Below are 25596 nucleotides of genomic sequence, written 5' to 3' on the forward strand. Positions count from 1 at the left end.
GTATCTTGTATTTCTATAGGGCGAATGCCCGTGAGCGAGAGGCTCTGCCTCGAGCTTGCAGGGCTCTTTGAGAGAGCTCGTTTTTCGTATAGCGAATGCGCTATACGCCGCTGCACGGAAGCAAACAAAAAATCAGGAGAACAATATTCTATGGCATATGACGGTATCAAACTAAAAAATTCCATATCGATCGAAAAGCTCTACAGCATTCACTATTTTGAATATATGAGTGATTTTAAATTTCCAGGGGAAACCCATGATTTCTGGGAGTTTGTGTGTGTAGATAAAGGGGAGGTATCCGTCACGGGCGGGGATCGGCAGTTTGTCCTGAAACGGGGCGAAATCGCCTTCCATCAGCCCAATGAATTCCACAGCGTAGAGGCAACGCGGGGAATCGCACCCAATCTGGTCGTTATTTCTTTTGGATGCACGGATCCCGCCATGGATTTTTTCAGAAACCGTATCCTTCAGATCGATGAGAAAGAACGGATGATCCTGGCCGATATCGTCATTGAAGCAAGACGCTGCTTTGACTGCCGCCTGGATGATCCCTATCTGCAAAATATGCCTACAAAAGAGCCTGACGCTTTTGGCGCTCAGCAGATGATCCGCCTCTACCTGGAGCATTTTCTCATCCACATGCTCCGCCGGTACTCCAATCCTATGATACTGCCCAAAAGCTCCCTTCGTCCTCTTCCTCTCAAAGCGACCAAAAAGAGGAGTGATATCGAACTTTTCAATCGCGTGGTGGACTATCTGGAGGCTCATCTGGACAGTCATGTTACCATTGAGCAGATCTGCCGCGAAAACCTGATCGGCCGTTCACAGCTGCAGAAAATTTTCCGGGAACAGAGCAGCCTTGGTATCATTGAATATTTTTCTCTTATGAAAATCAACGCAGCCAAGCAGCTCATCCGCACAAACAAAATGAATTTCACGCAGATTTCCGAGCAGCTTGGCTACACATCCATTCACTATTTTTCCCGGCAATTTAAAAAAGTAACCGGCATGACACCTTCCGAATATGCCTCTTCCATTAAGGCAATGGCAGACAGAAAGTTTTAACCGAAAACATATTTCTTAAAAACTTCTCCCCGCTCTTCAAAATTTTTGAAGATTCCATAACTTGCCGCCGCTGGTGAGAGTATGCAGGCGCTGCCCTCCTCTCCCAGCTTTCCCGCAAGTTCCACAGCATCTTTCAGGTGATCTACAAGACAAAGTTTTCCACTTCCGAAAAGCGTCGGATATCGCTCTTCTATTTCACTGTAGATCCGTTTCCCTGTTGCTTCCATCAGAATAATGTGTTTTACACTGCTGCCGGCAAGATATTCTTCCAGCTGATCATAATCCACACCTCTGTCCATACCGCCAATCAGTATGCTTCCTGCGTTTTTAATACTCTCAAGCGCCTGGATCGTCGTTTCCCCGATTGTGGAAATGGAATCGTCATAAAAGCGGATTCCGTCTTTTATCCCCAGATATTGAAGCCTGTGGGGAAGGGTTTGATAACTGCGAAGTCCTTTCAGAAACTGTTCATCCGTAAGAGAAAATTCCTTACATATTCCATAAACCATGGCAATATCAAAATAATTATGCTGACCGATGAGGGAAATCCCCTGTTCCGGAATGCGAAGACCGCTGCCTCTGTAGCGCACTGCATTTCCAGCCACTTCAATATCTCCTCTGCCGGAAGGACTTTCTCCCTCGGGGATCAAAACCGCCGAGATCACTTCACCTTTACATGGCACGCCGGCGCTTTCCGGGCCTGCCCCCTCCACTTCATGTCCGGGAAGAAATTCCATATTGCAGAAAAGAAGATCCTCCTTTTCCTGCCATGCATAGATATTCTGTTTTGCCCGGACATACGCCGCCATCGTTCCATAATGATCGAGATGCTCCTCATAAAGATTCAGAAGCACCGCTATATGAGGAGAAACAGTGATATATTCCAGCTGATGGCAGGATAATTCCAGTACAATGACCTCTCCCACTGTAATGTCTTCCGCAATATCAAACACCGGGATACCGATATTTCCTGCAAGCACGACGTCCTCTCCGTTCTCTTTCAAAACATGATACAAAAGAGTGGATGTGGTGCTCTTTCCCTTTGTCCCGGTAATTCCCACGATCTGACTGCGGAATTTACTGATAAAAAGTCCGGTCTGCGACACAAACTGACACTTATAATTTTCTATTTTTTCCGGCAGAACAATACCCGGAGTCTTAAAGACAATATCATAGGAATCAAGGAGCTCCTTGTCCATATAATGCGTTCCCGATATGACCGGAATCTTCTCTTCTCCGGATTCCTTCACCTCCACCGGATTCTGATCCGCCACTGCCAGCTCCTTATATCCTCCTGCCTTCCGGATCATACGCAGACTGGATCTTCCCTCTCTTCCAAGTCCAAGAACCAGAACTTTTTTATTTTCTACGGTCTGGCGTATTTTTTCCAGCATGTTACCTTTCCCCTTTCGTGCATTCTCTCCTTACCAGTTCAAGATACCTCTCCGGAAGGAGATTTTCTTCATCGAAATACCGGAAAAATCTTCCGGACGCGGGGTCGTTTTCTCTGTACAGCCCATTCAGCACGTAATAACGGAAAAGTCCGGGCAGTTTTTTCAGATCTTTCTCTTGCCCCATCATCCGGTCAATAGTCAGGGAAATTGCCGCATTCACCTCGTCTCTGCTTCCCACACACTCAAAAGGTTTCTCCCTTTCCATGCCTGTAAGCTTGCGGAAATCTTCTGTCATATCCGGATCATTCAGCATATCTCTTCCGAAAATGCGGATGATTTCTTCTCCGGAAAGGAAAGGTGATAAAATCAGACACACAAAGAGACATTTCGGACAGTGCCCGCACCATTTATCCTCTTTGCTCCCCGCATTGCAGCTTCGGAAAATATCGTGAAACTCCCGGCATTTTGCAAAATACCCGGCAATCTGAAACTCACTTAACGGGCGCAGCATACTGAAGTAATATGTTCCGCTTCCGATATATTCTGCCTCATAGTCATGAAATGCCTTCTCAAAACGAAAACTCTTGGAATACTGGTGATTTACCGTGCTTCCCTCCACCGTGCTTTCATTAGCGCTGGATTCATTGGAAAGGACAATATATTTTTTCCCTTCCATATATGCTGCGATCGTTGCAGAAAATGCCACAATTGCCGAAAAAGGCGTATGGCCGTTCAGATACCCCTGCTTATTCAGCTCCAGCATGTTTTTATCCAGCGTCCTCTTTACACAGCACATCTGCGCTTCTCCATAGCCGGCTCTTTCTACCGTTTTCAGTGTCGCTCCCCTGGGATTGATAATATAACAGCAGTTTGTCTCCTTTTCTCCTTTCAGAAGCGAAAGAGTTACGGCAGAATCCTTTCCTCCTCCGACAGGCACAAGGCATCCTTCCAGCCGGCGGTCAGATAAAGCGTCGGCGCTGATTTCCTGCCCTGCAGAAACAATTTCCATAAAATCTTCCTGATTCTCACTGATTCCATTTGTATAGTAAAATTCTCCCAGTCCGTTAAAATACAGATCCTTCCACCACAGGATCTGCTCCGCCGTCAAAGCCCCGGCTTCCACGATCACTTTCGGCGGACATGCAGTCTTCCAATAGCTGATCAGCTCTACCATACCCAGGGAAAATGCCAGATTACGAAATGTACTGTCATCAGCATACTTTCTATTCTCCTCATCTTTTTTGGGAAATTCCCAGGTGGGATGAAAAGAGGACAGGCCCGGGATTTCGAAATCATATTCCAGGCATATCCTCTCTTTTTCTTCTTTTATCTGATACCCGTGATAAATAAATTCCGGGTAATCTTTACGCAGTTGTGTATATGAAAACATTATGATACCTTCCTTGTATATGTTCTTCTGTATATATTATCTCATTTTCAGCGTTTTCTCAAGTCATTCCAGGTCTTTGGGGAAAATGTCACTTTTCCCGGAAAGAAAATAATTGACAATTTCACCTTTCCATGATAAAGTTTCTATAAACCAGTGAAGAAGAGTAAGTACTTTTTGACATTTGTCTCACAGAGAGCTGCAGGCGGTGAGATTGCGGCAGATCAAACCAAAAAGGAATGGGCTTCTGAGGGCGAGCGGAATACAGTAGTATGCAAGCCGGAGAGAGAACTCCGTTATCAAAGACAGCATATGTCAGTATGCATGAGAGGATGTTTTACATCAAGCCGGGTGGCACCGCAGGAGTTTTATCATTGATTTTTCAGTATAACAAGCTCTTGTCCCTGCATTTTATCTGCAGGGGCAGGAGCTTTTTTTCTTCTCTCCCTGCAGAAAAGCATCATCACATTTCAAGTTTATTTTATTCAGAAAGGAGAACAGACACATGGAAAAGAAAATCCCTTACAAAATTTATCTGGAAGAAAGCGAAATGCCAAAAGAATGGTACAATGTCAGAGCTGATATGACAAACAAACCGGCTCCCCTTTTAAATCCCGGGACTTTAAAGCCAATGACTGCCGAAGAACTGGGCACTGTATTTTGTGAGGAACTGGTAAAACAGGAACTGGACAATAACAACCGCTATATTCCTATTCCGCAGAAAATTCAGGATTTTTATAAAATGTACCGTCCCGCTCCCCTGGTAAGAGCTTATTGCCTGGAAGAAAAACTCCAGACTCCCGCAAAAATCTACTACAAATTTGAGGGCAATAATACAAGCGGAAGCCACAAGTTAAATTCTGCCATCGCCCAGGCATTTTATGCCAAAGACCAGGGACTGAAAGGCGTGACAACAGAAACCGGCGCCGGGCAGTGGGGAACCGCTCTTTCCATGGCATGTTCCTACCTGGATCTGGACTGCAAGGTATTTATGGTTAAATGTTCCTATGAGCAGAAACCGTTCCGCCGGGAAGTCATGCGGACCTACGGCGCGTCCGTCACTCCCTCCCCTTCGGAAACAACAGAAATCGGACGCAAAATCCTCTCTGAACATCCAGGCACATCCGGAAGCCTTGGCTGTGCCATTTCTGAGGCAGTAGAGGTTGCTACACATACAGACGGATACCGCTATGTCCTGGGAAGCGTGCTGAATCAGGTACTGCTCCACCAGTCCATCATTGGAATGGAGACCAAGATCGCCATGGATAAATACGGCATTAAACCAGACATCATTATCGGGTGCGCCGGCGGCGGTTCCAACTTGGGCGGATTGATTTCACCATTTATGGGAGAAAAGCTGCGGGGCGAAGCGGATTACCAGTTTATCGCAGTAGAACCGGCCTCTTGCCCCAGCCTCACAAGAGGCGTATACGCATACGATTTCTGCGATACCGGAATGGTTTGTCCTCTTGCAAAAATGTACACTCTCGGAAGCGGATTCATTCCTTCTCCCAATCACGCCGGCGGCCTTCGCTATCACGGCATGAGCTCTATTTTGTCACAGCTTGACCATGACGGCTACATGGAAGCCCGCTCTGTAGAGCAGACCTCTATCTTCGCCGCTGCCGAACAGTTCGCACGGGTAGAAGGAATCCTTCCTGCACCTGAAAGCAGTCACGCTATCCGCGTTGCCATTGATGAGGCAATGAAATGTAAAGAAACCGGAGAAGAAAAAACCATTCTCTTCGGGCTTACAGGTACCGGATATTTTGATATGGTTGCATATGAAAAATACCACAACGGGCAGATGAGCGACTACATTCCGACCGACGCTGACCTTCAGATCGGATTCGACGGGATTCCGAAATTCCCGGGAAATGAGATCAAATAGACAAAAAACGTCCCCAACTATGGATTTTCTCTTCATAGTTGGGGACATCTTCTTTCTTCTACACTGCAGCCAGCGTTTTCAATCCATCCAGGATTTCTTTTTCCACATCGAGTGAAAAACCATCCACACTCAGCGTCTGTTCCTTTGTCACGCCGTCCACGCTTCCCATATTTACGATCAGGGAGAGATACTCTTTGATTTCGGAAAACCCGGGTAAAACTTTTGTTCCGGTCATTTTCTGAATATAGGCTGCGATTGCATATGCACCCCAGTTGGAAACCGTCGCAATGACCAGAGTGTCTACCTTCACTTTACAGGGAACAAGTTCCAGTTTACCGGAAATAACCTCTTTTAAATTGCCCATGCCAATCTCATTTCCGCCGTCGCCCACTCCAAATGTCGGGATTCCCTGCTTTCTTGCCTGAATAAACAGCCAGTCTGTCCGGGCTGTATATTCTTTAATGCTGACTCCGCGCATGTTGGCATAATCATTCTTTACATTTCGGCCGCAGCGCTCAATGGAAATCAGTGCTGTCGGTGCAAATTTCTCCAACAACGCCTCATACTTTTCTGCTCCATCCTCTACATCGACATAACATACTTCCAGATCTGCCGCTTCAAAAAATCCCCGGCAAAATTCATCTGTGATAATAACCGGATAAAAACCCTGTTTTTCCAATGCTTTTGCCAATACAACCGTCCCAAGAGGTCCATCTGTTTCCGCATGTCCCGCTACATAAAATCCGGTCGTTAAAAGGATCGTCCCTTTTTCCAACTCCAGAATCCTTCTTGCAGCCTGTCTGCAGTAATCCCTGGACATGTAGCTGCGTAGCACCGTCATTCCCCGTTTCGAATGGCGAAGTACTACATCTTCGATTGTTTCACTTTTTACCTGCGCTGCCGCTCCCAATTGCATCTCTTCCTTTCTGTTATCATTTCTTCTGTCATTCAGGCGCCGGCTTAAAATGAATGCGCCTGTCTCTGGCCTACGATTTTTTCAAGAGGAACGATCTCTATTCCCTCCTGCACCAGGGTTTTCCTGATCTTTTCCACAAAAGCCAATGCCTTTTCCCCATCGCCGTGGACACAGATGGAATCCGCCTGCACTTCGATGTCTTTTCCTGTAATGGCCGTTACTTTTCCTTCTTTTATCATACGGACAACTCTTTCAATTGCTTCTTCCTCATTTGTGATCATTGCGCCCGGCCTGCTTCTTGCCACCAGTGAACCGTCTTCTTCGTAAGCCCGGTCTGCAAAAACCTCTTTCGCTGACCGAAGCCCGGTCTTTTCAGCCGCCTTCAACATTTCACTGCCGGACAGTCCCAGAAGGATAAGCCCGGGATCTACTTCATAAATCCCCTCGCAAATAGCTTCTGCCAGTTTTGCATCCTTCCCTGCCATGTTGTACATAGCCCCATGAGGCTTTACATGCCGCACCGACATTCCCTGTGCCTTTGCAATAGCCTGAAGCGCTCCTACCTGATACTGCACCATCGCTTTTACTTCTGCAGGAGAAGCTGAAAGATTTCTTCTTCCAAACCCAACCAGATCAGGATAACCTGGATGCGCTCCCACAGATACCTGATTTTCCTTTGCCAGCGCTACTGTCTTCATCATAACAAGCGGATCTGATGCATGAAAACCGCAGGCTATATTCGCAGATGAAATAAAGGGGATCACTTCCTCATCCATCCCGCACTTATAATTTCCGAAACTTTCTCCAAGGTCACAGTTTAAATCTACAAAATACATCGTTTCTTCCTCGTTTCACTCTGATTTAATACTTAAGCTCTACATTCTTTATGTCTGTGATCAGCATATGCCCTGGTGAATGTGTGATAACAATCTCCGGTTTTACATTCATAACAACATTCTGGGGCGTAACACCGCAAGGCCAGAATACCGGAACCTCTCCTTCTTTGATGGTAACATCATCTCCAAAATCCGGTTTATGGATATCTGAAATGCCGATCACTGACGGATCCCCGATATGGATAGGGGCGCCATGCACCCTCGGCATCTCTCCGGTTACCAGCACCGCTTTCACTACCTGATCGTAAGGCATGGGACGCATGCTCACCACCATGTTGCCTTTAAAAATTCCCGCCGGAGTACAGGGAATATTTGTCTTAAACATAGGGACATTGCAGTGTTCTTCAATCTGCCGCACCGGAACGCCCACATCCAGAAGCCCTGATTCAAAGGAAAAGCTGCATCCTATCAGAAAACTGACAAAGTCATCCTGCCAAAATTCCTCCACATTTGTATATTCTCCTGCCAGCTCTCCTTTTCTGTAAATTCTGTATTTCGGAATATCTCTGGCAATGTCCACATCTTTTGCAATATAATGAAGCTGCCTGCTTCCCACATCACTGACTTCCAGAACCGGGCAGGATTTTGGGTTCCTCTGTGTAAATAAAAGGAAATCATAAGCCAGATCCTTCGGAAGGATCACAAGATTTGCCTGTGCGTATCCGGCACACATCCCGGAAGTCTGTCCGGTTATCTTCTCTTCTCTTATCAGTGCCCGCGCCTGTGCGGGCGTCATTGTACTGTAATCCATAACTATTTCCCCCTCTTCATGCAGTCTGTCTGCTGCGATTCATTGATTCTTTGCGCCTCTTCCACGCTGATCTTTACAAAACGAACCTGATCTCCCGGCTTGCCCTGTACAAGTTTGGGAATATCAAAGGAACACACTACGGCGATTTTGGCATATCCGCCTGTTGTCTGCCGGTCAGCAAGCAAAATAATAGGCTTCCCGCTTGCAGGCACCTGTATCGCTCCAAAAGCAATGCCGTCAGAAATGATATCCGTCCCGTTTACGCTCTCGATCGGTTCTCCCTCCATGCGGTAACCCATACGGTCGCTCTGATCAGAAATTGTATAAGTTCCGCCGTAAAAGGTTTCTTTGCCTTTGTCGCTGAAATATTCTGCCTGGGGACCTTCAATCACTCTCACCTCAATGGGAGAACCATAAAATTCCGCTTTCGCCCGCCGCTCTTTTACTTCTTCAAAAGAGGCATGCGGCGTTCCCGTCTTCAGCACATCTCCCGCTTTTAGCGCCCGTCCTTCATAGCCTCCCATGGCACATTTCAGATTCGTGGACCTGCTTCCCATTACGATCGGGACGTCAATACCTCCGCCAAAGGCAATATAAGTTCTGCATCCGCTTTTCACCATACCAAGAGAAACCGTATCTCCCGCCTGCAAGAGATACGGGCGGTTCATTTCAGCCGCTTCCCCGTTAATCTGCGGTTCCATGTCCGCCCCTGTAAAGGCGATCAGTGTATCTTCATCCACTTCCATCATTCCGCCAAACAAAGTGGCCTCCAGCACTGCTTCTCCTGCAGGATTTCCCACCAGTTCGTTGGCCTGTTTATAGGCTTTCTGATCCATTACTCCGGAAGTCTGGATACCGGAATTTTGATATCCATAACGCCCGGCGTCCTGCACTGTCGTGAGTGCACCCGGTATAATAACTTTTACAGACATCTATGCATCCTCCTCCAAAACCTCTACCTGATATGTGCCGTTTACGATCATACGGCGGATATCATAATAATCATCTATCGTGATCGGAATAAAACGGATAAATTCTCCCGCCTTACAAAGGATCGGCTCCTCCCGGTCAGGATCGTAAAAATCCACCGGAGTGCCTCCCATCAGGCGCCAGCCTCCCGGCGATGCCAGCGGATACACACCTGTTTGATTTCCCCCGATCCCTACTGCTCCCGGCTGAATTTTCACCCGCGGAGTTTTCAGCCTCGGGATCTCGATTCTTTTATCCAATCCTCCCAGATATACAAATCCGGGAAGAAATCCCATCATATAAATTTTATAGTCTACCGAACTGTGGATTGCGATAATTTCATCCCGGTCCAGCCCGGTGTAAGCTTCCATATCTGCCAGATCCTGGCCGAATCTCGCCCCATAGCAGCAAGGAATTTTTAAAATTCTTTTCTTCTTTTCCCCTGATCCTGCTCCTATCTCCCCGCTGTTTTCAAGCACCGCCTTCAGCTTCGCATAGCTTGTCAGGAACGGATCATAATAGACCATCAGTGAACGGAAGGTTGGAACAAGCTCCACAATTCCCGGGATCTGCTCCTCTTCAATCCTTCTTGCAAGTGTATGTACCTGATCGTTAATCCTGGTATCGATCGCATTACCGAATTCTACAACCATTGCTCTGTCACCGGATGGCATAAATTTTACTTCTCCCATGACTTCACCTTTCAAATTTTTCTTTCATCAAAATCTGTTATCTTTCTTATTTTGTCGCTTCATAAAACTCATCCAGCAAAGCTTTTCGAAGCTTTTCCAGAAGCTCAGGATTCTTTCCTCCTACCGGTTTTCCGTCAATCTCGTTTGCATAGAGGCAAAGATTGCTTGAGCTGGTAACAATTACTTCTTCAGCTGCGAAAAGATCTTCCAGAGTATACGGTGTCTCACTAACCGGAATTTCCAGCTTTTTGCACATCCTGATCAGGTGTGCCCTGGCAATTCCCGGAAGGATCAGATTATCGGTAGGCGCTGTAACCAGTTTTCCGTCTTTGATAATATGAACATTGCTGTGTGCACATTCTGTTACTCTGCCTCCCGGACGGTAGAAGACCGCCTCCTGGCAACCGGCCTGTTTCGCCTTCTCTGTCGCCACACAGGAAGGGATCAGATTCAGCGTCTTGATATTACAGTGCAAAAATCTGGTATCTTCCAACGTGATCAGACGGATCGGCTGCGTGCCGTCAGAAATTTCCGCCGGTTTCAGCATGATCCACAGATTCCCCGCTCCTTCTGTAAAAGCATGGTTCCTGATTCCGCTTCCTCTTGTCACCTGATAATACACAAATAAGTTGCCTGTATCCATTTTATTTACCATTTCCTGCAGAATTTCTTTTAGCTCTGCCTTGGTAACCGGCATCTTAATATCAAGCAGTCCGGCACTGTTAAAGAAACGGTCTATATGTTCATCAAGGGCAAAAATTTTGTAGTTTCTGGAAGGACCTGCATCATATACTCCATCCCCAAACCAACATACTCTGTCGTTCATAGGAATCATCATTTCATCCAGTTCCCCATATCTCCCATTGTAATAACCCAGTGTTTTCATACAAACTCTCCTTTTCATTCTTAATTTTCTTCAATGCCCCGCTCGCATCTTGCAGAGCGTTTTATTTAATAGGGAACGAAGTTTCCTATTTAAATAAAAAAGAACGCAAAAAAGCTGTCTGCTGACATCTTTGCCTGCGTTCTTTCACAATCTGTCTGTATTGTATTCCTTTCTAATTTATATGTCAAGGAAATTTTCATTTCTTTCAGCCATGAATTTTTCATTTCAAAGCCGGATCAAATAAGGCGGCTTCCCAGAGTAAAAAAAGACCCTTCGGCAGGGTGATTTCCCTACCGACGGGCCTTTTATTCTTTCTGATTACTCCTGAACGTATGGCATCAAAGCAATATGTCTTGCTCTTTTAATTGCAACTGTAAGAGCTCTCTGATGCTTTGCACAGTTTCCTGTAATTCTTCTCGGAAGGATTTTTCCTCTTTCAGAGATGTATTTTCTTAATTTTGCTACATCCTTGTAATCGATTTCGTTATTTTCTTTGCCGCAGAATACGCATACTTTTTTTCTTCTGCGTCCGCCGCCTCTTTTCTTAAAACCGCCTTCCGGACGATTTCCTTTTTCAAAAGCCATGATAATTTCTCCTTTCTATCAAGTTTATTAAGCTGCCTTCAGCCTAATTAAACGGTAATTCTTCATCAATTCCATCCGGAATGTTCATGAAGCCGTCACCTGCTGGTGCGCTCGGTGCCGGTGCGGGAGCTGACTGGAAGCCGCCTGCATTTGCATCACTGGACGCTTTGCTCTCGGCAAATTCCTGTTCTTCCACTACTACCTCTGTTGTATATACTTTCACGCCATCTCTGTTGGTGTAGCTTCCTGTCTGGATACGTCCGCTGACAACGACTTTAAGTCCCTGACGATAATATCTCTCCGCATGTTCAGCCTGTCTGCCGAAAGCAACACACTGGATAAAATCAGCGCTCTGTTCTCCGTCACGTCTGAATCTGCGGTCTACAGCAAGTGTATATCTGGCAATAGCCAGGGGATTTTCTCCCTGTGAATATCTTACTTCAGGGTCTCTTGTCAAACGTCCCATCAAAATTACTTTATTCATTCTTTTACCTCTCTTCTTCTATGCCTCTTGTTTTACGCATAAATATCTGAGTACGTTATCCATGATGCGGATTCTCTGTTCGATCTCGCCTGGAGTTGTAGCATCAGATTCGAAGTGGATGAAGTAATAATATGCTTCTTTCATTTTCTGAATTTCGTAAGCCAGTCTCTTCTTACCCCATTCATCAACGTCAGTCACATTTCCGCCGAAACGAGTAATTAATGCTTTTACTTTTTCGATTACCTGTGCCCTTTCATCGTCTTCGATTTTTGCATTGACTACAACAGCTAACTCATATTTGTTCATGTAGTGTGCACCTCCTTTTGGTCTTTTGGCCCCCTGTTTTCCTGCGGGGAGCAAGGATATTCTTCTGTCATGCGCCTTGCATGACCAGACGAATACTAATATATCACGATTTAAAATAATACCATAACGCCCCGGTGATTTCAAGCTTTTTTTCTTAAATCCCTCGTATTTTTCTCCACCAGTTTTCTGGCGATCATGATCTGATGTCCGCACCCCATACATTTCAGTCGAAAATCTGCTCCGACTCTCAGGATTTCCCACTCAAAACTACCGCAGGGATGCTTTTTTTTCATTTTCACAATGTCTCCCACTTCATAAGTATACTGCGGCATAATCTCCTCCTTACACACTTTTTTATTCTTCTATCTGCTTTTCTTCTTCTTTTACTCCCACAACTACCATCCTGTGCTCATCACTTGCCCTGGTACAGGTAGACAGAGTCACCACCGTATCCTCTGCCGTAACTTCGACGCCGGTGTCATATTCGGACGCCTCTTTTGTATAATCAAGAAAAGCCTCATAGGCAGCGTCGTCTGCAAATTCTGTCAGATATGTATCAGAAGTATCTGTCACTACTCCTGCCGCATAAATATGATAAGTAATCTCCCGTCCGTCCGGCGTGTAAATATAGAAATAAGGATTCTCTTCCCAAAAAGATTTTTCTTCATATTTTGCCAGATCATGGAACATAGAATTATCATTCATGCGGTGTCCGTAAATAATAGTATTTCTGTCATTAAAATCCGGATTATTATATGTGTTTACAAAAATTGCACCTACCGTATTATCATTTGCAGAAAATGTCTTGTCCAGATATGTGCTGTTATCTGTTGTCTGCACCACCGGATAGTTGATCTGTGACGGTTCCGGATCGAAACGTATCCATCCCACTGTATCCGGGTTGATCTCCATCAGTGCATCAAAATCTACCTGAAATTGCTCTTCCCCATCTTCTGCCTTTTCCTGTGTCACTGCCATCTCACGAACCTGGTCATATTCCTGACGCCCTTCCTGATATCCGGATATGATCCGGTAAAGTTGAAATCCCGACACACAGAATACAATAATTGCAACTACCAGTACAATATTGCTTATCAGTCTTCCTTTCCCTGCCGACTTTTTCTTTTTCCTTTTACTTCTGCTGCCGGTACTGTTGGTTCTTTTTGTATCCTCATCCCTCATTGCCGTCCGCTTTTCCGATACTGGTTTTCTTCTTCCTCTATGATAATGTTTCCGTTCGCCCATTTTTATACTCCTTCTCTTCATCCGCCATGCAAGCTCGCCCCCTCCGGGGTCTCGCTCGCGGGCTTTCGCCCTATGCCAGGCTTTCTTTCCCCTCATCCGCCATGCAAGCTCGCCCCCTCCGGGGGTCTCGCTCGCGGGCTTTCGCCCTATGCCAGGCTTTCTTTCCCCTCATTCGCCATGCAAGCTCGCCCCCTCCGGGGGTCTCGCTCGCGGGCTTTCGCCCTATAGAAATGCAAGACGTCCAAATTGCATGCAAGCATGCATTTGTCCCTCTTGTATTTCTGCATGACTCAATGCCTACGCGGATATTATACCACATTCCCGAAGAGGTCTTCTATTATTTTATATATTTTTAATGGGGAGTTTATTGACTTTGACGATGGTAAGTGTATCATTCCTGTTAGGAGGGTGATAATATCATGAAAGAAAAACTGATCCGTTTTATGGCAGGCCGTTACGGCTTTGATTCTTTAGGAAAAGCTACTATAATTGCTGCTCTTGCTGCTGTTGTTCTCGCCAGTCTTTTTGACGTTCCGGTTCTGTCCTGGCTGGCCTGGGCGCTGATTATTTATGCTTATTTCCGTATGTTTTCACGTAATATTTACAAACGTTCTGCTGAAAACCAGACATACCTTGCCAAAACGCGCCGGCTCCGCACCTGGTTTTCTACACAGAAAAATCTTCTGGCACAGAGAAAGACACATCATATCTACAAATGTCCCACCTGCCGCCAGAAAATCCGTGTACCGAAAGGAAAAGGAAAGATCGAAATCCGCTGTCCCAAATGTCAGACACGCTTTATTAAAAAGAGTTAGAAAGGAGAGATTCACAAATGCTGGAATACCTTGTTTTATATAACAGCCAGTCAGGCAATACAAAAAATCTGGCGGCCTCTGTCTTCTCTGCTCTGCCGGGGAACTCAAAAGATCTCATCGACATTACGACAGAAAAAAGTATACCAGAGGCGCGCCTTTATTTCATCGGCTTCTGTGTCCACCGGGGCACATGCGCTTTAGAAGTGAGCAATTTTATCCAAAGTCTCACCGGAAAAGATATCGCTCTGTTCGGCACCTGCGGTATGGGAAATTCTCCCGAATACTATAAAATGATCGAGCAAAATGTCAGTATCTGGATCAACGATACCTGCCGCTATCTGGGCGCGTACCTCTGCCAGGGGAAAATGCCTCTTCAGGTGCGTAACAAATATGAAACTATGCGCACTGATGAAAATTCCGAACAAATTGATATGTTCATCCGAAATTTCGATATGGCTATGACCCATCCTGATACAGAAGATTATCAGAAGGCCCAGGAATTTGCCATTGCCTGTATTTCATCTGCTGACAGTTCCATTTAAATTGTTTTTATTCGGGAAGGTGCATCTCTGTTCTCCTTCTGCATCTGTCTTCGGATATTCGCAGTATCAGGGCGAGAAATGCCGTTAAAATCTGGGAAGCAACCACGCTCCACCACACGCCGGTCTGGCCCCAGATTCCCGGAAGGATAAACAATAATATCAATAGCAGAACCGGTTCTGCATAGACACACAGATAAGAATAAATGTTATTTTCTGTTGCATAAAACCCAGATGTTGTAATTCTTGAAAAAGCATAAAAGATCAATCCGACAAGAAATACCGGCAGTATATCCGCTACTAAGCGCCCCGTACTTTCTGACGCTCCAAACAGTTCTCCCAGGCTGGTTCTGGTAAAAAACAGTACTGCATTGCTGATGAGCGCCAGCCCCACCGCGCTGATATACGCAATATTCTGTACTTTTCTGACCTCTTCTCTTTTCCCTTCACCATAATACCTGCTCATAAGCGGCTGACTTCCGTCTCCAACGCCCTGCATCAGCATTTGAACAACAGAAAGCACATATGCGATACAGGCATAGCAGGCTACTGCCGCTTCTTTGCCGTGCATCATAGAAAAGCGGTTGATCAGCATAAGAGATATCATGGGAGAGAGTGTCAGGCCGAATGGGGCGATACCAATCCTGAAAATATTCCATGACATTCGTCCGAATCCGGGCAGAGAGCCAATGACCGGCAGTTTCCGGTAAATCAGATAGAAAAGCGCCTCCACAGTTGTCACCAATTGCCCCAGGACAGTAGCCAGCGCCGCTCCCTTTGTTCCCATATCAAACACCCATACCATCAGATAATCCAGCAGGATATTCGTCAGAAATCCCGACACCATAACTACCAACGCAAAAAGAGAGCTTCCATTATTGCGGATGATCGGGACAATTCCTGTTGCAAAAATCTGGAAAGCCGCGCCAACAACAATGACATCAAGATAATCTTTCCCGAAAATCAGGATTTCTCCTTCAGCGCCAAACAGTCTCAAAATGGGCTCCGTTACAAAATAAATACCCGCGGTCGTTGCCACACTTACCAGCAACAGCAAAAGAAGTGTCCCCCTGACATATTTCCCCGCAGCCTCCTCGCTTCCGGAGGCTTTTTTTACTGTCCACAAAACGGAACCTCCCATGCCAATTCCGGTTCCCAAAGACTGCATCAGCGATACAACCGGAAAGGCGATATTGATAGCAGACAGTCCTGCATCTCCTGTGCTCCTTCCCACAAAAAATCCGTCCACGATCGCATAAACCCCTGATAAGGCAAATGCCAGAACAGATGGAATTACATATGAAGCAAATACTTTATACCGATTCATTTTGCTTCCTCCAGGCGCTTTTCAAGCAAGGTATTAAACGCATCGATCGTATCGATCATCTGCGAAATCTTTTCATCTCCAATTGTTGAAAAGACATACTGTTCCGCCTGATAAAGCGATGCAAGCAGTTTCTTCGCATACGCTTCCCCTTTTTCTGTAAAAACAACCAGCTTTTCTCTTCTGTCTCTCCTGCCCGCTTCCAGAGATACATAGCCCTGCTTCACAAAGTCATGGACAACCCCGTTGACCGTCTGTTTTGTAAATCCGCAGAAATCACAAATATTTTTCTGAGTCATGCTTCCACGGACATCAAGCCCATACAGCGTCATAAACGCCGCATAACTGATCCCCATATATTCCGCCCACTTTTGATAAAGAATATTTGTATGGCTCCACACAGAAGAAAAATCTTTCTGCTGCTTTCTAAATAGCTGTTCCATTTCCCTTCTCCCTTCCCAATTAGTCTTTTGTCGTACTATTTTATATTTTATTTCGTACTATGTCAAGTGGCATCTGATTGAGCTGTATCACCCTGACCGGACATACACATCTGAATGGATCCGTAATACTAAATACTTCTCCTCTCTCTGTCCAGGGCAATCCACTCGTCCAGCGTAAGGGGCGTATAGTCCGAATACATGCAGAAACAATTGATCATGCTGCTGGGAATCGGCCTCTCCTCTCCATCCGGACTTTGTACAGTCGTTCTTTTTGTTATTTCCTGAAACTGTTCCAGCAGTCTCTGATCCATCGTATCATGCACATGTCCGTAAAGCATATAGGTTCTGGGATTCCCCTTTCTGTCCAGCCGGTACTGACCGTTATAGCACATCACCGGATAATGGCAGAGGATTACCTTTCTTTGATTGTCCTGCATTTCCGCATAGGACTTTATCCACACAAACCGCTCCGCCCGGAAATCTGATTTTTGCAGAAAGTAGTCGTGATTTCCCCGGATCATATATAGTTTCCCGTGAAGCCTGTCCAGAAGATCATTTGTCTCCTCTGCATTTCCCCAGGAAAAATCCCCAAGGATAACAACCTCGTCATTGCGTCGTACTTTCTGATTCCACTTTTCTATCATGTATTCATTCATTGCCTGAACACTTTCAAAACCGCGTTTGTCCATTTTTTCATTAAGGGCTTCATGAAAAAAATGGCAGTCTGCAATATAGTATCTCATAAGATCACTCCTTTGCCTTTTTCCTTGTACACAGAAAAAGAACTATGACTTTCATCTTGAAATAAATTCTGCCATAGTCCTTTTTCTATTATATTTGCGCTTCGCACATTTTGTCAAAAATTTTCTCTGTCAGCCGTCCATCTGTGGAATTATCCCGGAATTATCTCCTCATCCTGCGCCTGGATCGTACGGACAATGCTGCTCCCAGCACAGATACGAACATCAGAGCAGCCCACACGATCATGTTGCTGCTGTCTCCCGTCTCCACACCGGTCTGTTTCTCACCGCTTGCGGTTGCCTTCTCTCCGCTGCCTTTATCCGCACTGCTTCCAGTAGTCGTATCGCTCGAATCCGTATCGCCTGAATCACCTGAGCCCTGGGCGTTGTCTTTCTCCTTCACGGTAACGGTGATGGTCTTCACAGCGCCAGCTCCCTGGCTGTCTGTTACTTCGTAAGTCACTTCATATGTGCCGGCCTTGGAAGTATCCACTTCATTATTGATGACTTCAATCTTTTCCGTAAGGTCGCCGTCTTCCGTATCAGCTGCCGTTACTTCTTCCAACGGGTTGAAGGTATCTCCCACGGTCAGAGTCCTGTCTTCTGCTGTAATCACCGGTACATGGTTTACCGGCGTAACAGCAGGTACAACTTCAATCGAGATGTCTACCTCTACCGTCTGGTAGTTGGCTGTATCTTCCGGCATGAAGACTCCTTTGAATGTATGTGTGCCAAGATCATCGGCTGTCTGCGTCTCGTCGTTCCAGGTAAATCCCGCCGGGAGTTCTACTGTTGACAATGCCTCTCCCTGCTTGATGATCAGATCTTCCGGCAATGTGTAAGACGGAATCGCTTTTGCGATGGTAAAGCTCTTTACTTCTTCCAGTTCCGTATAGTTCTCGTTGCCAGCTACAGCCGCCTTGACATACCAGGTTCCGATTTCTTAAACGATTCATAAATAATAAGCATAAAAAAGAAGGGGCCATCCCCTTACTTTTTTCTTATTTATCTCCGGTTCATTTTTCCGTATCCTCCTGCTCCATACTCTCCCTGTTTTTCCGCCGGCTTCCTCAGATAAATTTCACATACTCCGAGAAAGACGGACGCTGCACACAAAGCATATAAAAGAAACATAGAGTTACCCATAAAATTCATTAACGGATTGAACCAGTCCAGGATCTGTATGACCATCAATGAAATACTGCAGATGATACAAATATGCCCTGCTATAATTTTTAAAAGATCGACTACTTTCATTATACTCCCTCCGTAATAAATATTCCGTCTTCTACTTTATGCTCTGACTTATACGGATGATTCACCACCTGATCTTTTAATGTCATAAAAGAACAGTGTCCTCCGTCCAGGTTATAAGCCGCCTTGCATCCCAGCTGTTCAAAAAGGCCCGCCATTTCATCCAGAAACATTCCTCTTGAATTATCCTTCCTTCCGTCTACAACCAGCAAACAGTAATGTCCTGGCTCGTAATAGCCGATAGCTGTTCTCGGATGAGATTCCTCAATATAAGGCCATGTCCGGAACGTTGTTTTTGCTTTTCCATTCCCGTCCAAAAGGCTTGGCCCGAAGATCCAGCTCTGATAGGCGCCGCTGTCAATAAGTTTCTGAGTATCCATTTCCTCCGGATTATATATTTTCATTGTTCCGTCCCAATTCAGGACACAGGTCTCCATGTCTGTCTGCTGTGCACGATAGATCACTCCATTGCGGATGATCGTTCCATTATCCCAGTGTCTGCTGTTGCTGTAGGAATCCCCGTTTACCGCAAGAACAGATTTCATCCGCGCCGACATAAATATCAGCAAGCACATAGGAAATATTCGTCCCGTATTTTTCATGATTGCCGTCCTGCGTCTTATCCAGCCGATTGGTATCACACGAATAATAGGTAAGTTTTACCGATACATTGGGACTTGTATATGAAGTATCCGTGGAAACGATCCGGTCTGTAAACTTATCTGCAAACTTCTCATGCCAGTCTTGTGTATCCAGAGACACCTTTGTTGTGGGAAGTCCATTGAGTTTTTTCTGACTCGCCAATTGGCTTTCTCTTTGACTGTCCCTCCGGCTTTCTTTTTGGCCGTCTGCTGCCCGCACTTCCATTGGCCTTGCCGAAATGCCTTTCTGCGGAATCAGATAATTCACACCGTAAATTCCTCCCAGCAGAAGCGTTGCAATCAGCAGATCCGATACAAAGGCAAGTATTCTCCCTTTTATTCTCCCTTTTATTTTTCCTTTCATATGCGTTCACCACTTTTCTTTATAAGTACAGGATATTTTATGCCGACACTTTTTCTCACACTGAAGATCAGTTTTTTCTGGATGAGCCAGCTGATCAGGAAAAGCGTGCATTCTGTCAGTATCTTTGCCGGATACAGCGGAATGTACACTGCCAGAAAAATCTGAAGCAGTATATTGTTCAGCACCAGGATCAAACCTGCAAGCATGACATAGTCCAGCAGAAAACTGGAAAATGAAACAAAAGAAAACTTTAATAATTGCCTGTAAATCCGCACCGAGTCCCTTACTTTCCGAAAATGAGAACAGCTATTTCCCTTATCGTGATAAATCGTTTCTATCGGTACTTCGATGATCGGTATATTTGCTTTTGCGCAAGTCACCAGTACATTCATCTCATATTCATAGCGCTCCCCCTCTATATCCAGCATAAAATCAAGAAGTCTCGTCGAAAAGGCCCTAAGCCCGGTCTGTGTATCTGACACCTCCACTCCGGTTTTCATCCGAAATATTCTTCGGGTGATCAAATTTCCCATCCGGGATTTCCAGGGAACATTCCTGTCAATAGTCCTGCTCCCCACGATCAGCGCCATCGGTTCTGCCGCTGCTTTCATCAGAAGCTTTTCCATATCATCAGGCAGATGCTGCCCATCTGCATCCATAATCCCAACGACTCTGCATTCCCATAGCTCTTCTTTGATATATTTCAAAGCCGTTTTGATTGCCTCGCCCTTTCCCCTGTTCTCTTCATGATGCAGAACAATACACTTCTCCCCCTAACTCCCAGAACAGCCTCTCATACTTTTTATCACTTCCATCATCTACAAGAATAATCTGATTTTCCAACTCCCAGTTTCTTTCCACAATTTCCCGCAGACCTTCATCAGGATTCAGCGCCGGTATGATAACAGTTCTCTCCATCCTATCCCTTCTTTCATCTTTGTTTTAAAATGTAGTCTGAAGAATAGTTCTAATCACTTCGTATAGATTTGTTAAACAAATTTTAAATATTAAAAAACCGATAACCTGCACTCAATGTTTGCGGGTTATCGGCCTGGGAGGTTTATAAACCTGTTCGTCTGATCTGCACTGCCTTTCCTTTATTAAATAAAAAAATAGGAATGAAACTATTCATAATATATTTTCGCATTTATTCCTCTATGTACATCCTACTGTATATATCAAGGATAGATTCCTTTGACCGGGAAATACCAATATCTGACAACCGTATATCCGTTTCCCGCATCTGCAAGATAAAATTTTGAATATCCGCCAAAACAGAAGAGGGAACATGAATTCCCTGTTCCTTTTTACTCTTGAGATCAATCCACGCCTTCATTTTAAGCGGAATAATATGCTCTGCATCCAGAATCGAGATTCCAGCTTTCTCTATCCTCCCATTCAACAGGAAATGATAGTAGTCATCATTCAACAATATCGCTGATAGACTGGACACCTCATCATCGATATGCAGAGGCATAAGGTGAGTATTTGGCTGCAGTTTTACATTGCTCTGAGGACGCGAAAATAATTCAATCATTTTCGGATATGATGGATCTGTCGGATTGACAAAACGATAGAATTCCGGTTGTCCGCTGCTGCGATGGCGTGCCTGGTAACCCCCATCATCAATAAAAGTCCAGAAAGCAGACGCGAATTCTGTTGTAAGTGCTTCTATAATGATAACCATATCAATATCTACGGTCTGCCTGAAATCCAGTCCGGCATCTGTCATAAGAAGATCACAGGCGAATCCGCCGATTATTGTATACTGCTCTTTGTAATCGCTGAAGTGTTCCTTAAAAAGATCGATCCCATTTACCATATTCTTCTCCTTATCATTCGTAATCTTTAACCGGAAGTCCGTGCTTCTCTCTGATCTCATCCAGTCCCATCTGTATCCGTTCATCCGGATCATTGTCAAGACTAAGCAAGAGAGAAATATCATCTACCCGTCCATTATCAGAAAGTAATTCCGGGGCATAGCTCCATACTTCGATAACCGATCCTCCAAAGTCTTCAAATTCCCGCTTTGATATGATGTATTCTGCAGGAATTGTCGATGCTATCCTTGCGGAGACAGCAATCCCTCTATCGTATTCTTTCGCGCCCACCATTGATATAGAAGAAAGTGCTTTTACACCACTCTGAAGAAGGTGCGGTCCTGGTGGCTCGTTTTTCACATATATAACACGTTTTACCGGCGACTTCATCCTACTATATGCTTTCCTTAAAAATTCTGGTTTGTCAAACCGGGAAATAATCCACTTATTTGTACCTTCATTTTTTATTTCAATGACTCCTGATTCAGCCAGATCTTTGATCGCCCTACTGCAGGTTGCTTTTGAGAGCCGAAGCTTTTTTGACAACTCTGTCTGGTTCATAGTCCTGTTGTGCCCTGTATGGTAATATAAATAAAGAAATACCAGCTGCGTACCCGGTGCCATGGTTTCCTCTATATGGGAGACGGACGCACATTTTTCATTAAAAAAGCATCCCCAGAAAGGTAAAAAAACCTGTTGTGATTCAGCTATAAAAGGCAGCCTGTTTTCTACTAAATTTCGGCGCTGCTGCGCAGTAAGCCTATCCAAATACAGCGCACACGGAACAGTGCTCAGTTTGCAAAAATTTACAAACTGCTTCTTTAAGGATGGAAGGCGCCAGGAATTACTATTCGGTGACAGCAATGCGCATCTGTGTTCATCCCACGATAAAAGTTGGACATTATAATTATCCCGAATATACACTGGCGTATCCCTCGGGTATTCATATGATGTAATTATAATATTATCACCAAATATTGATTTCAGAAACTCCATCATATCCAATCTCCTTTGAATCCCTCATAAGTTTCATTGTTTTTTTATTGTATCATTTATATTGAAACAATACAAGTTTTAATGAAACAATTGTTGATTCCCTTATAGTTTTAGTATTGCGTATTCTACAAATATAATACCATTTTATAAAAATGTAAAAGAGGAGGGGATTGTATTATAGCCGGCAGCCTAAAAGATTTAGCAAATAAAAACAACCCGGAAAATAAACTTTTCCGGGTTTTGTAAAAGGCGCCAACCAGATTTGAACTGGTGATGAAGGTGTTGCAGACCTCTGCCTTACCACTTGGCTATGGCGCCGTATATAAGTGCCCTACTCCGGTCATTTCTGCCGACCGCCGGGCACTTTTTTATTATAGCAGAGCATTTCTTGTTCGTCAATTAAAATCCCAAATCTTCATTGACAAGGATTACCTTGATCCTTCCTTTTTCTTTGGAAAATCTTGTGACAAGGATCTGGCTGCAGATACTGTCCGGAGATTTGCAATTCGCACATGCTCCGGTCTTAGAGCAGGGCGTGCTCAGATCAAAACGCATAGCATTGATAGGCGCCGCCTCGTTTCTTGCGCGGGATACGGCGTCGTCCACTTCTTTGACAACTTTATTCATCCCTACAATGAGCAGAACATTTTTCGGTCCCCAGGCAATGCAGGCCACACGGTTCCCTACTCCGTCAATATTAACCAGGATCCCGTCTTCTGTAATGGCATTGGTGCTTGCCAGGAAGAAATCACTGTGGAAAATATTAAGCTGCACTTCCCGTTTTTCTTCCGGAGATTTACAGGTATCCCTGTTATAGACCGTATAATTTCCCTGACAGACTTTTTCGATCAGTCCGATCTCCTGTGCGGACATGGAACCGCCCCAGCCGATCACGCTTCCTTCCGGGATCATATCCAGAGCTGTCTTAAGCGCTTCCTCTTTCGTCTCCGCATAATAGCCTTCCATCCCCCTGGATTCCAGCCCTTTCATTACTTTTTGTGCCAGCATCTGGTTTCTCTTTTTTCTGTTGTTGTCCATTTGCAAACTCCTCCTTTATGTTTTGTCTGTTTCGCTTTTTCTCTCCCAAATACGCTATGTTCTTATTTTGTGATATATTCCTTTCCCGTTTGTTCTATCGTTATTTTTCTATTGCTATCATTCTTACACGGTATTGCCGGCGCGGCGGGCAAGGATCTCATCCAGAATGCATCCGGCCACCTCCTCTTTGCTCATGATCTCCAGTTCTTTTACCGCGTCTTCTGTAATCAGGGTTACAATATTGGTGTCCGTTCCAAACCCGGCTCCTTCCACCTTCAGATTGTTGGCAACGATCATATCCACATTTTTCTTCTTCAGCTTTGCTTTGGAATTTTCCAACATATTTTCGGTTTCCATGGAGAAGCCGCAGATAAACTGTCCTTCTCTTTTATGGCCTCCGAGGAATTTCAAAATATCTTCTGTACGCTCCAGGGAAAGACTGGTATCGCTGTCCGATTTTTTTATTTTTTCATTGCTGACGCTGGCGGGACGGTAATCCGCCACTGCTGCCGCTTTAATGATAATATCTGCCTGGCTACTCCTTTGGGTCACGGCCTCGTACATATCCTGTGCGCTTACGACCGGAACAATGCTGACAAACATAGGCGGTTCTATGGAGGTGCGCCCGCTCACCAGTGTCACATCCGCTCCCCGCAGTGCGCAGATACGCGCAATGCTGTATCCCATCTTCCCGCTGGAATGGTTGGTGAGATAGCGGACCGGATCCAGGCTCTCCTGGGTCGGTCCTGCTGTCACAAGGACCTTGAGTCCTTCCATATCTTTTTTATATGCACATGCCTTCAGTACATACTGATACAAAATATCCGGCTCCGGCATTTTTCCCTTTCCTACATCTCCGCATGCAAGTCTTCCCTCCGCCGGTTCCACAATCTCCATGCCGTACTCTTTTAATTTTCTAAGGTTGTCCTGCGTAACCGCATTTTCATACATGCGTGTGTTCATGGCAGGCACAATGATTTTCGGACAGGTGCAGGCCAGAACCGTCGTCGTCAGCATATCATCCGCAATTCCATGAGCAAGCTTCGCGATCACATTGGCTGTTGCCGGAGCAATGATCACTGCATCAGCCCGGTCTGCCAGAGAAATATGTTCTGTGCTGTACTCATGGTTTCTGTCGAATGTATCCGTATGGCACCGCTGATTTGTCAGTCCTTCAAATGTCAGCGGCGTAATAAATTCCTGCGCATGTTCCGTCATGATCACCTGCACATCAGCCCCTGCCTTTACCAGAAGACTGGTAAGATAAGCGCTTTTGTAAGCTGCGATCCCCCCTGTTACTCCCAGAAGTATGGTTTTGCCCTTTAACAGTTTCAACATGTTGTAAATTCCTTCCTTTCGTGCTATACTTCCATCGTAATTGTATTATATCCCTACAGAGGGAATGATAACAAGGAGGAATTGAATAATGAGAGAAAAAACACATGACACCAGATGGATGGTCTGTGTTGCACTTATGGCAGCGATCGTCATTGTCCTTGCGAACACACCGCTTGGCATGATCCAGCTTCCGATCATTAAGGCGACAACAGTACACATTCCTGTCATCATCGGAGCAATCCTTTTAGGGCCTTTTGCGGGAGGCGTTTTGGGAGCCGTATTCGGCATCTGCTCCGTCATCAGCAACACCATGGCACCTACACTTTTATCCTTTGCGTTTTCACCTTTTATGAGCACGACCGGATTTCCCGGAGTTGCCAAAGCGCTGTGGATCTCAATCGGATGCCGTATCCTGATCGGCGTCGCCGCCGGCTGGCTCTGGCGCCTGTGCCTTCATTTCCACTGGAATCAGACAATCTGTCTTCCGATTGTGGGCTTTGCAGGATCTATGGTAAATACCATCACCGTCATGGGCAGCATTTATCTGTTCTTTGCCAGAGAGTACGCCCAGGCACAGGACGTAGGACTGACTGCCGTGTGGGGACTCATCATGGGAACCATCACTGCATCCGGCATTCCGGAGGCCGTCGCATCAGCTGTACTTGTGCTGGCGCTGGGAAAAGTACTTTTAAAATTTATGAAAAGAAGTTTGATATAAAAATAACGGGACACGTAGTAAAATTGAATTTTACTACGTGTCCCGTTATTTTTTTAACGTCTGATTTCCAGCAATTTTGCTTTCAGTTCTCCTTCCAGC

At 45.3% G+C, this 25596-nt stretch carries 32 protein-coding genes and 1 tRNA gene; 6 read left to right on the forward strand and 27 right to left on the reverse strand.

Features of this window, described 5'->3' with window-relative positions; genetic code table 11:
- The first annotated feature begins 150 nt into the window (after positions 1-150).
- A complete protein-coding gene (locus WJ238_RS10485) occupies positions 151-1065 on the forward strand; it encodes an AraC family transcriptional regulator (protein WP_316267608.1) in 915 nt (304 codons plus the stop codon).
- Here the strand turns inward: WJ238_RS10485 and murD are convergent.
- Positions 1062-2459, reverse strand: coding sequence for a UDP-N-acetylmuramoyl-L-alanine--D-glutamate ligase (gene murD, locus WJ238_RS10490; protein WP_230105041.1), 1398 nt, complete (start codon positions 2457-2459; stop codon positions 1062-1064). The genes WJ238_RS10485 and murD overlap by 4 nt on opposite strands.
- A gap of 1 nt (position 2460) precedes the next feature.
- Positions 2461-3849 carry a MurL-like N-terminal domain-containing gene (locus tag WJ238_RS10495; protein ID WP_337606908.1) on the reverse strand — a complete coding sequence of 463 codons (1389 nt, stop codon included), beginning with the start codon at positions 3847-3849 and terminating at the stop codon, positions 2461-2463.
- 153 nt (positions 3850-4002) lie between these two features.
- Here WJ238_RS10495 and WJ238_RS10500 point away from each other — a divergent pair, with 153 nt between their 5' ends.
- Complete coding sequence (locus WJ238_RS10500) at positions 4003-4224, forward strand: hypothetical protein (RefSeq protein WP_337606909.1); 222 nt, start codon at positions 4003-4005, stop codon at positions 4222-4224.
- A gap of 127 nt (positions 4225-4351) precedes the next feature.
- Positions 4352-5737, forward strand: a complete 1386-nt coding sequence (locus WJ238_RS10505) for a TrpB-like pyridoxal phosphate-dependent enzyme (RefSeq protein ID WP_337606910.1) — start codon at positions 4352-4354, stop codon at positions 5735-5737.
- A gap of 58 nt (positions 5738-5795) precedes the next feature.
- On the opposite strand, the gene WJ238_RS10510 is transcribed toward WJ238_RS10505, so the two are convergent.
- From WJ238_RS10510 to srtB, 11 genes are all read right to left on the reverse strand, one after another.
- Positions 5796-6647, reverse strand: coding sequence for a DUF4392 domain-containing protein (locus tag WJ238_RS10510; protein ID WP_230105037.1), 852 nt, complete (start codon positions 6645-6647; stop codon positions 5796-5798).
- Positions 6648-6697: 50 nt separating this feature from the next.
- Positions 6698-7489, reverse strand: a complete 792-nt coding sequence (locus tag WJ238_RS10515; RefSeq protein WP_230105036.1) for a LamB/YcsF family protein — start codon at positions 7487-7489, stop codon at positions 6698-6700.
- Positions 7490-7514: 25 nt separating this feature from the next.
- Complete coding sequence (locus WJ238_RS10520) at positions 7515-8300, reverse strand: putative hydro-lyase (protein WP_230105035.1); 786 nt, start codon at positions 8298-8300, stop codon at positions 7515-7517.
- A gap of 2 nt (positions 8301-8302) precedes the next feature.
- Positions 8303-9232, reverse strand: coding sequence for a 5-oxoprolinase subunit C family protein (locus WJ238_RS10525; protein WP_256196109.1), 930 nt, complete (start codon positions 9230-9232; stop codon positions 8303-8305).
- On the reverse strand, positions 9233-9961 hold the full coding sequence (gene pxpB / locus WJ238_RS10530; protein ID WP_230105033.1) for a 5-oxoprolinase subunit PxpB: 729 nt from the start codon (positions 9959-9961) through the stop codon (positions 9233-9235).
- 46 nt (positions 9962-10007) lie between these two features.
- On the reverse strand, positions 10008-10847 hold the full coding sequence (locus WJ238_RS10535) for an aminotransferase class IV (protein ID WP_316265757.1): 840 nt from the start codon (positions 10845-10847) through the stop codon (positions 10008-10010).
- A 318-nt stretch (positions 10848-11165) separates the two neighbouring features.
- Positions 11166-11432: a 30S ribosomal protein S18 gene (gene rpsR, locus WJ238_RS10540; RefSeq protein WP_230105031.1), complete on the reverse strand. Its 267-nt coding sequence runs from the start codon at positions 11430-11432 to the stop codon at positions 11166-11168.
- A gap of 43 nt (positions 11433-11475) precedes the next feature.
- Positions 11476-11916 carry a single-stranded DNA-binding protein gene (locus WJ238_RS10545; RefSeq protein WP_230105030.1) on the reverse strand — a complete coding sequence of 147 codons (441 nt, stop codon included), beginning with the start codon at positions 11914-11916 and terminating at the stop codon, positions 11476-11478.
- 18 nt (positions 11917-11934) lie between these two features.
- Positions 11935-12222 (reverse strand): 30S ribosomal protein S6, encoded by a 288-nt coding sequence (gene rpsF, locus WJ238_RS10550; RefSeq protein WP_230105029.1) that lies wholly within the window; start codon positions 12220-12222, stop codon positions 11935-11937.
- 140 nt (positions 12223-12362) lie between these two features.
- Positions 12363-12554, reverse strand: a complete 192-nt coding sequence (locus WJ238_RS10555; protein WP_230105028.1) for a DUF951 domain-containing protein — start codon at positions 12552-12554, stop codon at positions 12363-12365.
- A 22-nt stretch (positions 12555-12576) separates the two neighbouring features.
- Positions 12577-13404 (reverse strand): class B sortase, encoded by an 828-nt coding sequence (gene srtB / locus WJ238_RS10560; RefSeq protein WP_230107578.1) that lies wholly within the window; start codon positions 13402-13404, stop codon positions 12577-12579.
- 482 nt (positions 13405-13886) lie between these two features.
- On the opposite strand from srtB, the gene WJ238_RS10565 reads away from it, so the two are divergent.
- Together WJ238_RS10565 and bilS are read left to right on the forward strand one after the other, a co-directional pair.
- Positions 13887-14282, forward strand: coding sequence for a hypothetical protein (locus WJ238_RS10565; RefSeq protein ID WP_230105027.1), 396 nt, complete (start codon positions 13887-13889; stop codon positions 14280-14282).
- Positions 14283-14299: 17 nt separating this feature from the next.
- Entirely contained in the window at positions 14300-14824 is a 525-nt protein-coding gene (gene bilS, locus WJ238_RS10570; protein WP_230105026.1) for a flavodoxin family protein BilS, read from the forward strand.
- A 7-nt stretch (positions 14825-14831) separates the two neighbouring features.
- On the opposite strand, the gene WJ238_RS10575 is transcribed toward bilS, so the two are convergent.
- From WJ238_RS10575 to coaBC, 14 genes are all read right to left on the reverse strand, one after another.
- Complete coding sequence (locus tag WJ238_RS10575; RefSeq protein ID WP_337606911.1) at positions 14832-16148, reverse strand: MATE family efflux transporter; 1317 nt, start codon at positions 16146-16148, stop codon at positions 14832-14834.
- The gene (locus WJ238_RS10580; RefSeq protein WP_316267622.1) at positions 16145-16588 is read right to left on the reverse strand and encodes a MarR family winged helix-turn-helix transcriptional regulator; all 444 of its coding nucleotides are present in this window, start codon (positions 16586-16588) and stop codon (positions 16145-16147) included. Before WJ238_RS10580 ends, WJ238_RS10575 begins: the two co-directional genes overlap by 4 nt.
- A gap of 128 nt (positions 16589-16716) precedes the next feature.
- Positions 16717-17331, reverse strand: coding sequence for a metallophosphoesterase family protein (locus WJ238_RS10585; protein WP_230105023.1), 615 nt, complete (start codon positions 17329-17331; stop codon positions 16717-16719).
- A gap of 160 nt (positions 17332-17491) precedes the next feature.
- A complete protein-coding gene (locus tag WJ238_RS10590) occupies positions 17492-18163 on the reverse strand; it encodes an immunoglobulin-like domain-containing protein (RefSeq protein ID WP_337606913.1) in 672 nt (223 codons plus the stop codon).
- Positions 18164-18333: 170 nt separating this feature from the next.
- On the reverse strand, positions 18334-18585 hold the full coding sequence (locus WJ238_RS10595) for a hypothetical protein (protein ID WP_230105021.1): 252 nt from the start codon (positions 18583-18585) through the stop codon (positions 18334-18336).
- Complete coding sequence (locus WJ238_RS10600; protein ID WP_337606914.1) at positions 18585-19139, reverse strand: phosphodiester glycosidase family protein; 555 nt, start codon at positions 19137-19139, stop codon at positions 18585-18587. Before WJ238_RS10600 ends, WJ238_RS10595 begins: the two co-directional genes overlap by 1 nt.
- Positions 19069-19587, reverse strand: coding sequence for a hypothetical protein (locus WJ238_RS10605; protein ID WP_337606915.1), 519 nt, complete (start codon positions 19585-19587; stop codon positions 19069-19071). The genes WJ238_RS10600 and WJ238_RS10605 overlap by 71 nt, the downstream gene beginning before the upstream one ends.
- Positions 19584-20348, reverse strand: coding sequence for a glycosyltransferase family 2 protein (locus tag WJ238_RS10610; RefSeq protein WP_337606919.1), 765 nt, complete (start codon positions 20346-20348; stop codon positions 19584-19586). Before WJ238_RS10610 ends, WJ238_RS10605 begins: the two co-directional genes overlap by 4 nt.
- Positions 20332-20505 carry a hypothetical protein gene (locus tag WJ238_RS10615; RefSeq protein ID WP_337606916.1) on the reverse strand — a complete coding sequence of 58 codons (174 nt, stop codon included), beginning with the start codon at positions 20503-20505 and terminating at the stop codon, positions 20332-20334. The genes WJ238_RS10610 and WJ238_RS10615 overlap by 17 nt, the downstream gene beginning before the upstream one ends.
- Positions 20506-20734: 229 nt before the next feature.
- Positions 20735-21502 (reverse strand): hypothetical protein, encoded by a 768-nt coding sequence (locus WJ238_RS10620; protein ID WP_337606917.1) that lies wholly within the window; start codon positions 21500-21502, stop codon positions 20735-20737.
- A complete protein-coding gene (locus tag WJ238_RS10625) occupies positions 21423-22406 on the reverse strand; it encodes a helix-turn-helix transcriptional regulator (protein ID WP_337606918.1) in 984 nt (327 codons plus the stop codon). Before WJ238_RS10625 ends, WJ238_RS10620 begins: the two co-directional genes overlap by 80 nt.
- A gap of 244 nt (positions 22407-22650) precedes the next feature.
- Positions 22651-22721 (reverse strand) — tRNA-Cys (locus WJ238_RS10630).
- A gap of 81 nt (positions 22722-22802) precedes the next feature.
- The gene (locus WJ238_RS10635) at positions 22803-23441 is read right to left on the reverse strand and encodes a lactate utilization protein (RefSeq protein WP_230105016.1); all 639 of its coding nucleotides are present in this window, start codon (positions 23439-23441) and stop codon (positions 22803-22805) included.
- Positions 23442-23564: 123 nt separating this feature from the next.
- Positions 23565-24770 carry a bifunctional phosphopantothenoylcysteine decarboxylase/phosphopantothenate--cysteine ligase CoaBC gene (gene coaBC, locus WJ238_RS10640; protein ID WP_337606920.1) on the reverse strand — a complete coding sequence of 402 codons (1206 nt, stop codon included), beginning with the start codon at positions 24768-24770 and terminating at the stop codon, positions 23565-23567.
- A gap of 97 nt (positions 24771-24867) precedes the next feature.
- On the opposite strand from coaBC, the gene WJ238_RS10645 reads away from it, so the two are divergent.
- Positions 24868-25497 (forward strand): ECF transporter S component, encoded by a 630-nt coding sequence (locus WJ238_RS10645; RefSeq protein WP_256195838.1) that lies wholly within the window; start codon positions 24868-24870, stop codon positions 25495-25497.
- Positions 25498-25596 lie beyond the last annotated feature (99 nt).

The organism is Claveliimonas sp. (assembly GCF_037273965.1).
GTDB lineage: Bacteria > Bacillota > Clostridia > Lachnospirales > Lachnospiraceae > Claveliimonas > Claveliimonas bilis.